This window comes from bacterium (assembly GCA_020854115.1).
Taxonomy (GTDB): domain Bacteria; phylum Patescibacteriota; class Saccharimonadia; order CAILAD01.
On sequence record JADZGC010000011.1, the window covers coordinates 20,984 to 33,259 of the forward strand.

Genomic DNA, 12,276 nt, shown 5'->3' on the forward strand with positions numbered 1-12,276 from the left:
TGTAGTTTGGTATATACTAATAGCATGAGTAAGATAACAAAGCAGGCGCTCATTTTCTTTTGTTTCGTGAATGCTGTGCTTTTTATCTTTACACACCTCCCGCTCAATAAAGCTCGAGCTGTCGGTACGACACTGACAGTCAGCTCAATCAATGATGGCGACGATGCGAATGCTGGCGACGGCATCTGTGAGACGTCTACGCCGGGCGAATGCACCTTGCGGGCCGCTATTACTGAGTCAAATGCTAATACGGGCACCGATACGATTGAATTCAACATTTCGGGCGGCGGCGTGAAAACAATAGGTCTTACAGATGAATTACCCGCAATCACTGAGCAGATAGTGATCGATGGATATACACAGACTGGAGCAAGTGAGAATACTGCACAGGCGCCTTTGGCGATTAATAGTGTTATTACTATCGCAATTAATGGGAGTACACTTGGCCAGAACAAACTTGGTCTTCGGGTGGGTGGTGCGAATTCTGTCATTAAGGGCCTTTCGATATCGGGCTTTGATGCAAGTGATGGTCAGCATGGTAATTTACTGATATCGGCAAACAATGTGCAGATCAAGGGCTGCTACATCGGTGCCGATGCTAGTGGAAATGCATATGGTGCTGGTGATAACAAGGCTGGTATCGGGGTCGTAAATGCTACGGGTGTAGAAATCGGTGGGATTAATCCAGCCGATAGAAATGTTGTGATCAATAACCACCAAGACTACTCTGCTACAGCGGCAGGCATCATGGTATTACCAGGCTCAGAAGCAATAATACAAGGGAATATTGTAGGCCTTGGAAAAGATGGTAGTACTGATTTGGGCGGGTATTATGGAATCATACTTCTCGGAAGTAACAGCCAGATTGGCGGGTCAAGTAATGGGGAGCAGAATATTGTTTCAGGAGCTCATTCTGCTCAAATCTTGCTCATTAGCTCAGGAACCGTTTCTGGCAATGTGGTGCAAGGAAATTATGTAGGTCCTGGAGCAGGGGGTGAAATCAAGCCTAGCATAGATAGTGGCGCAGGCATTGCCTTGGTTGGGGCTGGTGGATCACTAGTCGATAATCTAATTGGTGGAGACAACCAAGGTGAGGGGAATACGATACGAGCCGTAAAGGGGATAGGTATTGCAGTACAGGAGATGAATGATCCGGCTCCAAATAAAAACGCAATTCTAGGAAACTCTATTTATGACATTAAGGTTAATGAATACTTTAGCGATTTTACGTCTATCAACCAAGGTATTGATCTGTTTAGGCTAACAAGTGTCAATCCATATTCATTCTCGGCCCAAGGGGTTACAGGTAATGACATTAATGACACAGACACAGGGGCTAACGACTACATTAACTCGCCCACGCTTCGCACCGCTCAGCAGGTTAATAACACAATTACTATCACGCTCGATTTAGATGCTAGTGATAGCCCGTCAAATAGTTATCGTATCGAGTTCTTTGCTAACGATGAGGCATCTGTTTTTGGCGCTGGACCGGGACAAGAATTTATTGGTAGCCAAGTCATAAGCCCTGGCAGCAATCAGCCAGTTGTATTGAATGTGTCTGGTAATTATAGCTTCAAGTCACTATCGGCTACTACGACAGCGATTGATAATACCACGAGCACTGGATTCGGCTCTACATCCGAATTCGCGAGAAATATTTCCATAGGTAGTGCGGAGGATACTGATGCTGATGGAATTATTAATAGTGTCGAAGATGCTGCACCAAATAGCGGCGACACGAATGACGATTCGATTGCAGATCGCTTGCAGCCAGCCATAACAGCCTTTAAGTCGGGCGACGACAGCACCTGGCAAACAGTGATGACATCTGGTTGTAGCGAAAATAGCTCCGTTTCTTCACTGGGGCCAAACGCCTTTCCTAAGCAAGATGCAAACCATAACTATCCCTTTGGCCTGACTGATTTCACTTTGCGCTGTTCGAAGGGTGATACTGCAAATGTGACAATCTATTATTTTACTGATCAGGGTGTTGACTCACTCCATCCACGCAAGCTCTTGACCGGTACTGAAGAGTACGTTGATTTGCCAAATGCTACCTTGCAGCAGGCGCAACTCGGTGGTCAAAATGTCCTGAAGCTCACATATAGTATCCAGGACGGCAGTGCGTTTGATGATGATGGAGGGCTCAATGGGCTAATTCATGATCCAGTTGGTCTGGCTACCAATAATGCAAACGCTACCTTGCCAACCGTTGGCGCACCCCACGTCCTCTTGCCGGTCGGCTTAGCGATACTCGTGACCTTGATCTATGCCTACTACGACTACATGCGTCACAAGAAACCGCTAGTCGCAGAAAACCCACACATTCACTATACTTTCTGGCATCATCTGCGCGTCGTAACGCTACCAATTATGAAATATCGGTTTTCGATCGTGGTAGAACGACGAGACTCGGCGCCGATAGCTAGCTAGGCTTTGCACCAAGTAACCTTCAGGCCGTACAATAGTAGCTAGTATGCTTGAGCGTTTTGTACAACAGCTAGAGGAGCGTGATTTGCTGCCCGCGCACAAAACATATATCGTCGCCGTTTCTGGCGGGGTAGATTCGATGGTCTTGCTTGATCTTTTATCGCGTTTGGCGCCAAACTGGGGGTGGATGCTCATTGTGGCCCACCTAGATCATGCGCAGCGACCAGGATCAGATCAGGTAGCGATGTATGTCGGGGCTACGGCCGATCAATATGGACATAAATTTGTGACCAATCGACTGCGTGCGGCTGCCTTGAGTGAAAGCGCCATGCGTGATAGGCGTTATGCCTGGCTTCGCGAAATGCAGAAGGCACATGATGCCCTAGCGATTGTTACGGCGCATCATGCCAATGATCGGCTCGAGACGGCGATTTGGCATGCGATTCGTGGAAGTGGTCGGCATGGATTGACCAGCTTGCGAGCAAGACATACCGACATCATTCGACCAATTATGGCATTTCGCAGAGGAGACATCCTGCTTTATGCGCATCAGCGCGACTTACAGTGGCGAGAAGATCCATCTAATGCCGACACTGCATACACGCGCAATCTGATCCGTCACGAGCTGTTGGGTCAAGTGCCGCAGTGGGATCCTTATTATCATCATAATCTTACGAACTGGCTGAATCATCTTGAGGCAGTCAACCGGCGAGTAGATAACTTGCTTGACCAGGTATTGGATCAGGTCGGTAGCGAGCATGGTACGGGCTATAGTTTTCGACTAGCTGCCTTACAGCAACTTACTTCACCAGTACTCACAGAGCTATTGGCGTATGTTGCACGCCGATTACATGCCGGAAAAGGTCTTACGCAGCGCAATCTTCGAGCGGCTGAGCAATGGGTGCGTACTGCCCCGACCGGCAGCTTTACGGAGGCTTTGCCTGGCTTGATGCTGACCCGAGAATATGATAGAGTGAACCTCGTTGTCAGTACTGCGCCGGTTGATATTGAGCTTATCGATGACCACTTACCGCTCATGGCGCAAAAACCTGTCGCATTTGGTCGATTCATCCTACACATGATGCCAAGTCATCGAGCAGATGATGAAGCTTATCACTTAGCTGCTGGTGAATATTATGTCCGTCGTTGGCAAGCTGGTGATAGAGTACAGCCTTTAGGCATGGCCGGCTCGAAAAAAGTACAGGACATTTTTGTTGATAATAAAGTGCCACGAAGTGATCGATTGGTGTGGCCGCTGATTGTTTCGACTACAAACGATATCGCGCTCATCCCGGGTCTTGTACGTGATCGACGATACGCGGTTGTGCCGGACAAAGATACGTTGGCAGTAGCAGTGAAAGGGGTATAAATGATGCAATTCTTGAAGCGCATTCCACGTAACACGTGGTATATCATTATCGCACTCGTCGTGCTGGTCATGCTGGGAATAGTTGGTGACGGTACTCAATCGAAGCCACAATCCGTCTCGATTTCAAAAGTTATCGAACAGGTGAATCAAGGACAAGTTGATAAGATTGAGTTGAATGGCGATAAGCTAACGATCTTCCTTAAGGGGGGAGGGAAGCAGGAGGCTTTTAAAGAAAGCTCAGCATCACTCAAAGATTATGGGGTTGATTATTCTAAGGTTACCGTCGAGCCCAAAAATCCGGATGATGGCTCAAGTCGTTGGCTAGATGCTGTCTTTACTTTCTTGCCGGTCGTGATGATCATTGGGTTCTTCTGGTTTGTCATGCGTCAGGCGCAAGGTCAGAATAATGCAGCTATGAGCTTCGGCAGATCCAAAGCGCGCGTAGCTGGTATCGAGAAAGAAAAAGTAACTTTTACAGAAGTGGCTGGTGCGAACGAAGCCAAGCAAGAGCTGTCAGAGATCGTGGAATTCTTGAAGTGGCCACAGAAGTTTGAAGCGCTCGGCGCCAAGATTCCGAAGGGGGTGCTGTTGTTTGGCTCGCCGGGTACTGGTAAAACACTTCTGGCGCGAGCTGTCGCCGGTGAGGCTGGCGTCCCGTTCTTCTCTATTTCCGGCTCGGAGTTTGTCGAAATGTTTGTTGGCGTTGGTGCAAGTCGTGTGCGAGATCTGTTTGCGAAGGCTAAGAAAAACTCACCGTGTATTATATTTATTGATGAAATTGATGCGGTTGGACGCCAGCGTGGTACCGGCCTGGGTGGCGGTCATGATGAACGCGAACAAACACTCAACCAGATTTTGGTAGAGATGGACGGGTTTGAGCAGGGTACAAACGTGATCGTGATGGCTGCGACTAACCGACCGGATGTACTAGATCCAGCTCTTTTGCGACCAGGTCGTTTTGACCGCCGTGTGACGATTGACTTGCCGGACATGAATCAGCGCGCAGAAATTCTCGAAGTGCATACCAAGCAAAAACCGCTTGATAGTTCAGTAGACCTGATGGAGATTGCTCGCAAAACACCAGGCGTGTCGGGTGCTGACTTGGCAAACATTACGAACGAGGCTGCGATTTTTGCGGCTCGCCAGGATCGCAAGAAGATCCAGCAGTCTGACTTCCATGAAGCTGTTGAGAAAGTTGCCCTTGGTCCGGAGCGCAAGAGCCATGTGCTCAATGATACCGAGAAGAAAATCACCGCCTATCACGAAGCCGGTCATGCACTGTTGTCACACTTGCTTCCTAACTGCAACCCAGTACATAAGGTGTCAATCGTATCACGTGGCATGGCTGGTGGTGTGACGTGGAGCTTGCCAATCGAGGATAAGCATATGCATTCGGTGGCTGACTTCTTAGACGATATCACGATGAGTCTTGGTGGTCGCACGGCTGAGAAGATCATCTTCGGTGACATCACGACCGGTGCCGAGTCTGACCTCAAGCACGCGAACGGCTTAGCTCGCCGCATGATAACCGAATATGGTATGGGCGTAACACTTACCAACCAAGTTTTCGGACACCCTGAAGGCTCGGTGTTCTTAGGCAAATCATTCTCCGAGGGGAGGAATTACTCAGAGCAAACTCAAGATAAGATTGACGACGAAGTTCAGAAGATTATCATTGATGCCTCGAAGCGCGCCGAAGAGACAATTGCCAAGCATCGCAAGAAACTCGATTTGATTGCCGAGAAACTAATGAAAGAGGAGACTATTGAAGGCCCAGAATTCGCGAAACTCTTTGAGTCACTTGAGAAGAAAAAGAAGGACCCAAAGGGAGTAGCTGCGGTGGAGGGTGAAGTTTAGGATCATCGCAGATTCTTCGGAGAAACGCTAGCCGACCCGAGATGATCGAGGTACAATAGTAAGGAAAGTGCATGAGATTCATGCGAGAGGTTGGTCGCCAGTCACTGTGCGTGACGTATAAAGGGCGACCAATCTTCGTATGAGCTAAAAAACTTATGCTCACACGGTATCTTTGTGTGCGCTTCCAAAGAAAAACTATGAGAAACTCCGTCAAAGCCATCATCAATCGCATCAATAAGCAGCGCTCTATTTCTATGGCGGCGCTGCTTATCTCGCTGTCGTATCTGACGAGTCGATTACTCGGTCTGGTACGAGATCGATTATTGGCTTCAAACTTTGGCTTGTCTGCTCAGACAGATGCGTATTCGGCTGCGTTTAGGATCCCAGACCTATTATTTACTTTGTTAGTGTCTGGTGCTTTCGCAGTGTCGTTTATTCCGGTTTTCGTCGGCTACATCGAGCGCAAGAAAATTGACGAAGCCTGGGAAGTTGCGAGTATTGTACTCAATCTCATCATTATCCTCACCATTATTCTAGGTCTAGCGACCTTCATTTGGACTGAGCCGCTGGTGCGTATCATTGCTCCGGGATTTGATCCTGAACGGTTTCACCTGACTGTCAATCTGACGCGCATTATGCTGGTCACGCCTTTATTGTTTGGGATATCGTCTGTACTGGGGGCGATCCAGCAGTCGTTTCAGCGTTTTATTCTTTTCGCGCTGGCGAGCGTGTTTTATAACGTCGGTATCATAATAGGAATTGTATTTTTTGAGCAGTTTTTTCAGACTCCAATATATGGCGTCGCGTATGGTGTGGTTGCGGGCACGGCGCTGCAAGCCATTATGCAGTTCATTGGCATTATAGGTCTTGGTTTTCGTTATCATTTGTCCGTGAAATTGTGGCACCCAGCAGTAATGCGAATATTCAAACTGATGGTACCTCGGTCGCTCGATCTCGGCCTCGAACAGATCAATACAATAGTCGTCACTGCGATTGGTTCACAGCTTGCGGCAGGGTCACTGACTAGTTACTACTACGCGAATAATCTCAAGAATGTGCCCCTCGGCTTGTTTGGTGGAGCTATCTCCACGGCGGTCTTTCCGTCGTTGATCCGGGCGGCGAAGTCAAAAAATAAATCACGATTGCCATCGCAAATTGTGCAAACGATTCGTTTCGTGCTCTTTTTTGTGCTGCCGTCGGCTGCGATCGCGATCATTATGCGCGGATATATCGTTCGCTTGTTGTTGGGCTTTGGTGATCAAACGACTGCAGATGTGCTGGGCTGGCTAGCCGCGGTGATTGTATCGCAAAGCGTGTTCTTTATTGTGGCTCGTATTTTTTATGCGCTTGAAGACACTAAGACGCCGCTCTATACGAGCTTGGCAACCTTTGGCTTCAATATTATTCTTTGTTACATTTTGTCTGCTGAGTATGGGGTGCTTGGGCTCGCCATGTCATTGTCGACTGTCACAACACTGGAGCTGATCATCTTGCTACTCTTACTGCGCCGAAAGATCGGTAGCTTTGGTTTACGCAACATCATTCAGGGTGGAGTACGTATGGTTATGGCGTCGATCGCCATGGCGGGGGTGATGTACATATTGATCACGAATTACTTCCCATTATTCCGTGATGAGCGTGGCTGGCGAGTGCTTGGACCGAAGTTCCTCATCGTTTCGCTTGTCGGACTCGGAGCGTACTTATTGGTTTGCTGGCTCCTGCGCTTGGATGAAATACGGACGGTCGTGCGCTATACTCAGCGTAGGTATTTGAATCGCTTGCGTCGGAATATTGGTGCCTAAGGGGGCTTATGAAGAATATTAGAAACTTTTGTATAATTGCCCATATTGATCATGGGAAGTCGACCCTGGCTGACCGCCTGCTTGAAGAGACGGGTACTGTCGCGGGTCGAGACATGCGTGCGCAGTTGCTCGATACAATGGAACTCGAGCAGGAGAAGGGTATCACCATTAAGCTCCAGCCGGCGCGGATGCAGTGGAAGGATCATGAGCTCAATCTAATTGATACGCCTGGGCACGTTGACTTTAGTTATGAGGTCAGTCGATCGCTTGAGGCTGTCGAAGGTGCGATCTTGGTCGTCGATGCAACGCAGGGGATACAGGCTCAAACACTCGCAAATGTATACATGGCCATCGAAGCTGGGCTCAAGATTATTCCGGTTGCAAATAAGATCGATCTACCTGCTGCCGAGCCAGATCGCGTGGCTGCCGAGATTGGACAGTTGCTCGGTGTTGAGCCGTCGACAGTCAGTAAGATCTCCGCCAAAACGGGCGAGGGTATTCACGAGCTGCTCGATCGACTGGTGGATGAAGTGCCAGCACCAAAAGGTGACGTAGATGCGCCGACGCAAGCACTTGTCTTTGACTCGCTTTACGACGGCTATCGTGGCGTTATTCTCTATGTACGCATCATGAATGGACAGATTAAGAAGAACCAAGAAATACGCTTGATCCAATCCGGAAGCGCGTCATTGGCGCTCGAGGTTGGGCACTTCACTCCGGCTCGCGTCGAAGATCCGGCACTGACTACCGGACAAGTAGGGTTTATTACGACCAATATTAAGTCGGTGCAGTTCGCTCGCGTCGGCGATACGGTGACGCTTGGTTTGACCCCGAAGACTGAGGCTCTGCCGGGATACAAAAAAGTCCAGCCGCTGATTTTTGCTAGTCTCTACCCAACGAGCCAAGAAGAATATCCGAAGCTCAAAGATTCGCTTGAAAAGCTGGCACTGAGTGATGCGTCGCTGACGTTTACGACCGAAAACTCAGCAGCGCTCGGGTTTGGTATGCGCATTGGTTTTCTCGGACTCTTACATCTCGAGATTATCAAGGAGCGTCTGGAGCGAGAGTTTGATCTTGATTTGATCGTGACGAGTCCAAGTGTGAGCTATAAGGTGAAGCTTACGAATGGGGATGAGCTGACGATTGAGCAGGCGAGCGCACTGCCAGATGCGAGCGCTATTGATTCGATCGCTGAGCCTTGGGTGAAGGGCGAAGTTGTGACGCCAGCAGAGTATATTGGCGGCATCCTGCAGCTTGTTATCGATGCGCGTGGGCGGCAGACGAAGCTAGAATATCTTGATCCGACACGTGCTGTGGTTGGCTTTACGGCACCGCTGGCGGAGATTATTACCGACTTCTATGATGACCTGAAGAGTCAGACATCGGGTTTTGCGAGCTTAAGTTATGAGTGGGACGAATATCATGAGGGTGATCTGGTGCGCGTTGATATCTTGCTTGCCGGTGAGCGAGTTGACTCGCTGGGTGCAATCGTGGCGCGCTCGAAGTCAGAGGTGTTTGGTCGCAAACTATGCGAACGGCTCAAAGAACTCATTCCGCGCCAAAACTTCGAAGTGGCGGTGCAGGCAGCGATTGGTGCGAAGTTTATTGCTCGCGAAAACATCTCGGCGCTGCGTAAGGATGTGACCGCCAAGCTCTATGGAGGTGACGTATCACGTAAGAAGAAACTCTTGGAGAAGCAGAAGAAAGGTAAGGCACGCATGAAGCAGATTGGAAAAGTTTCGATCCCGAGTGATGTGTTTATGCAACTTATTAAGAAGGGTGACTAGATATGAAAGTACGTATCGCACTCTTGCCTAAGTCCGAACAAAGTGAGCGGCTTACGCAATATTCGCAAGCACTTCCGATGAAGGGGGACGGCTATCGTCTTGATGCGGATCATTTGCCGCACATTACACTTGTTGCCTGGGAGGTTGATGGTGCGGCCAGCGCTGAAGAAGTTTGGCACTTGCTCGATGATGTATTTTTACCTGAAGTACATTGCGCAGTCGAGGGGATAGTATACGAAAATGAAGGCGCAAATGGCGGTTACATTATGGCTCGTATCGAAGGGCCCGATGAGCTGAAGGCATTCACTAGAACTGTACACGAGGCAATAACTTCGAAGGTCGGTCAGACTGATCTCGACAAATATACACAACGTACGCCTCATCTCACTATTGGCGTAGATATGCTGGGTGTGTCGGAGCTCCCGCCGTCACCGATAAAAGCTTTAGAATTTGATCGCATTGCGCTGGTTGAGTCAGGGGGTTTCGGCGCTGCGACCCGGATTATTTACGAGCAGCCATTGGCGTAATCTCTCTAAGCGAGTAGACTCATAGTCATAAGAGGAATCTACGTATGTTTTCAATAAAGAATACTCATCGCTATAAACCGTACGGCGAGGCATCAATGCTTATAATCATTGTACTTATACTAATAATAATTGGCCTGGTCGTCTGGTATGCCTTTTGGGGTAAGCCAAAAGCTGCCGCACCTTCGACGGATCCGGCGGCTGGCGTAATGGCAACTCCGACTTCAGGCCCATACTCCGGTTGGAAGAGCATGACTCTCAAGTATGAAAAGTTTAGCCTCAAGTATCCGGCTGATTGGAAAGTCGTTGATACTTCGGCGGTTGATCCAAGCATAGGCAGTTACGATAAGGTGACTCTGACATCGCCGGACGGGTTTGCTGTCACTGTGCGTACGAATGTCTGGGGGATTGGCGGGTCATGTGAAGACTGTAAGGCATTTGAAACTACGTATACCACAATTCTTGGAGAGAAGACAGGCGTGAGCATTTTTGGTACCTCTCAGGGCGCAAGTGGTATCGGTGCTATGCGAGCCGATCTCGATGGGCAGACTATATATGAATGCATCGGCCTTTGTACGCTGCCCGGTAAGAATAGTACAAACAAATTAAACAACAATCAGCCGGGACTCATTATGGCTACGGGCGGCTACCCGCTGTCTGAAGCGGACGCTATCAAGCTGGGATCGACTAGTAAGTTCATGGGCTATGACACCTTCAAGAATGATCCAAATGTTGCAACAGCTCGTAAGATTTTCGAGTCGTTTAGCTACTAGTCCATCATTCTGCTCCATGCTTGCGCGCAAATTGCTTGAGCTCGCACAATAGAAAGAATATGAAAATTCGCTGGCTCTTTTTGGCTGCGCTTTGCTTACTGTATTACACCTATGTACGTGATACAGCTGATCTTGCAATGATACGCTTATCAAATCTCCAGCAAATGTACGCCAATTCGCTTGCAAGCTATAACGAACCAATCGGCACGCTACCTTAGTAGATGTAGTTGAATTCAGACTCGTCAGCCCAGCGGTAGCTCAAGCGATTCCAGCCGACATAATTCATTTCACTGACGTAGACTTTGCCCTCCTGCACTTGTTCGACGTATGCGACATGACCGTAGCGTCCGACGGTGGTCTGAGCGATTGCGCCTGGTCGGGCGTACTCTCCGGTGGTGAACCCAGCCGCTTGCGCCCTACGAAGCCAGTCGCGAGCATTGCCCCAGTTTTGTGGGATCGGACGGCGCTTGGATACATACATGGTGCAGTGGCCGTAGGAATATCCGCTGGCAGTATATTGCATACCGGTACTTGGTTTGTCTTCACTCGGCTTATCGGTGGCGGGGAGTGTGAGGGCATCGGCGTAGGTACTTGATTCGGACGGGCTCGGAGTCGGGGTTACAGATCGGGTGACTACTCGGGTACTTGGCACAGACTGACTTGTCTGGAGGTTATTCGCCTCGAGGTATTTGGAAGTAGTTTGCTCAAAGTCAGCTCGACTGGTTTGGAATGATACAGCGAATACAACGAAGTACACCATGATCATAAGGGTGGCCTTGATGCGAGTATTCTCTGCAAAGAAGTTTTGGATACGGCGAATCGGCCCGTCCTGACGACGGTGCAGTGAGAGCTCATATTGCCTGAGCAGCTCGCGCTGTTCCTGGGATGCGGTGTTCGATTGCATTATATATAAACTCCACTCAAATAAGCAGAATTGACTATAGTATCACTTTATTGAGTATTTTACAATGTTTATTCGCTACTTTTGGTGGCGGTTGAGAATGAGCTGAAGATGCTTATGTTATAATTTCAGTGATTAATAGGTATGTACCATGAGGAAACCACCTGGGCTTGCGCATCTAGCAATAATTATCGTTATCGTCCTCGTAGTGATCGGCGGGCTGGCGTACTACGCGCTGCGACCAAAACAGAGTGCCCAGCTTGAACAGCAGCTAGAAGCTACAGTTTTACCCTCTTTGGCGCCTAATTCAAATCAGGATGGTTTTCAAAGAATTACGAAGAACAACTTTAGTATCTCTATTCCTCTCGGGTGGAGAGAGGTTAGACCTAGTGGGGTTGCCGGCGATGAATACGCAGGCTTTGAATCGGAAGCTGGTGATTTTATCACGATTGACATACAATCTGGCGGCAGGGGTTTTATCGCAGATGCGACGTGGAGATATGGCTACAACGAAGATGGCACAATTTTCTTGATTGAAGAACAGAAGGATACTGTGTGCGACCGGTCGCAGGATGAAGGGGTCTTCTGTGGCTATAAAGATGGCAAGCTAGACCTGCACATCTCACTTCCAGGTGAGGGCTATCGAGGTAAATGGGCATCTATTTTTGCTGGCAATACGAAGAACGAACAGGCCGATCGACAGGTATTTCGTGATATATTAGCTACATTTAAACAAAATTAGAAGATTGCAAGTTAGCACTCTTGACATGGGAGTGCTAACTTTTTTACAATGATTGTGTTGGCACTCGACTACAATTAGTGCTAATATG

9 protein-coding genes are annotated in these 12,276 nt (G+C 48.8%); 8 read left to right on the plus strand and 1 reads right to left on the minus strand.

Annotation, left to right across the window (positions count from 1 at the left end; genetic code table 11):
• The first annotated feature begins 24 nt into the window (after positions 1 to 24).
• The 7 genes from IT415_01775 (at position 25) to IT415_01805 (ending at position 10,545) form a co-directional block, all read left to right on the plus strand.
• Positions 25 to 2,436, plus strand: a complete 2,412-nt coding sequence (locus IT415_01775) for a hypothetical protein (GenBank protein MCC7543417.1) — start codon at positions 25 to 27, stop codon at positions 2,434 to 2,436.
• 43 nt (positions 2,437 to 2,479) lie between these two features.
• Positions 2,480 to 3,802: a tRNA lysidine(34) synthetase TilS gene (tilS, locus tag IT415_01780; GenBank protein ID MCC7543418.1), complete on the plus strand. Its 1,323-nt coding sequence runs from the start codon at positions 2,480 to 2,482 to the stop codon at positions 3,800 to 3,802.
• Positions 3,803 to 5,659 carry an ATP-dependent zinc metalloprotease FtsH gene (ftsH, locus tag IT415_01785; GenBank protein ID MCC7543419.1) on the plus strand — a complete coding sequence of 619 codons (1,857 nt, stop codon included), beginning with the start codon at positions 3,803 to 3,805 and terminating at the stop codon, positions 5,657 to 5,659.
• A gap of 197 nt (positions 5,660 to 5,856) precedes the next feature.
• Positions 5,857 to 7,461 carry a murein biosynthesis integral membrane protein MurJ gene (gene murJ / locus IT415_01790; protein MCC7543420.1) on the plus strand — a complete coding sequence of 535 codons (1,605 nt, stop codon included), beginning with the start codon at positions 5,857 to 5,859 and terminating at the stop codon, positions 7,459 to 7,461.
• Between the two features lie 8 nt (positions 7,462 to 7,469).
• Positions 7,470 to 9,248, plus strand: a complete 1,779-nt coding sequence (lepA, locus tag IT415_01795) for an elongation factor 4 (GenBank protein MCC7543421.1) — start codon at positions 7,470 to 7,472, stop codon at positions 9,246 to 9,248.
• 2 nt (positions 9,249 to 9,250) lie between these two features.
• Entirely contained in the window at positions 9,251 to 9,775 is a 525-nt protein-coding gene (locus IT415_01800; protein MCC7543422.1) for a hypothetical protein, read from the plus strand.
• A gap of 44 nt (positions 9,776 to 9,819) precedes the next feature.
• Entirely contained in the window at positions 9,820 to 10,545 is a 726-nt protein-coding gene (locus IT415_01805; GenBank protein MCC7543423.1) for a hypothetical protein, read from the plus strand.
• Positions 10,546 to 10,759: 214 nt separating this feature from the next.
• Here IT415_01805 and IT415_01810 read toward each other — a convergent pair whose 3' ends face one another.
• On the minus strand, positions 10,760 to 11,449 hold the full coding sequence (locus IT415_01810; GenBank protein MCC7543424.1) for a CHAP domain-containing protein: 690 nt from the start codon (positions 11,447 to 11,449) through the stop codon (positions 10,760 to 10,762).
• A gap of 148 nt (positions 11,450 to 11,597) precedes the next feature.
• Here IT415_01810 and IT415_01815 point away from each other — a divergent pair, with 148 nt between their 5' ends.
• Positions 11,598 to 12,188 carry a hypothetical protein gene (locus IT415_01815; protein ID MCC7543425.1) on the plus strand — a complete coding sequence of 197 codons (591 nt, stop codon included), beginning with the start codon at positions 11,598 to 11,600 and terminating at the stop codon, positions 12,186 to 12,188.
• Positions 12,189 to 12,276: the final 88 nt, after the last annotated feature.

Bases quoted from the DNA above. Each gene is read 5' to 3' on its own strand.
- IT415_01805 (MCC7543423.1), top strand. From the start codon at position 9,820: ATGTTTTCAATAAAGAATACTCATCGCTATAAACCGTACGGCGAGGCA.
- IT415_01775 (MCC7543417.1), top strand. From the start codon at position 25: ATGAGTAAGATAACAAAGCAGGCGCTCATTTTCTTTTGTTTCGTGAAT.
- tilS (MCC7543418.1), top strand. From the start codon at position 2,480: ATGCTTGAGCGTTTTGTACAACAGCTAGAGGAGCGTGATTTGCTGCCC.
- IT415_01810 (MCC7543424.1), bottom strand. From the start codon at position 11,449: ATGCAATCGAACACCGCATCCCAGGAACAGCGCGAGCTGCTCAGGCAA.
- IT415_01815 (MCC7543425.1), top strand. From the start codon at position 11,598: ATGAGGAAACCACCTGGGCTTGCGCATCTAGCAATAATTATCGTTATC.
- IT415_01800 (MCC7543422.1), top strand. From the start codon at position 9,251: ATGAAAGTACGTATCGCACTCTTGCCTAAGTCCGAACAAAGTGAGCGG.
- ftsH (MCC7543419.1), top strand. From the start codon at position 3,803: ATGATGCAATTCTTGAAGCGCATTCCACGTAACACGTGGTATATCATT.
- lepA (MCC7543421.1), top strand. From the start codon at position 7,470: ATGAAGAATATTAGAAACTTTTGTATAATTGCCCATATTGATCATGGG.
- murJ (MCC7543420.1), top strand. From the start codon at position 5,857: ATGAGAAACTCCGTCAAAGCCATCATCAATCGCATCAATAAGCAGCGC.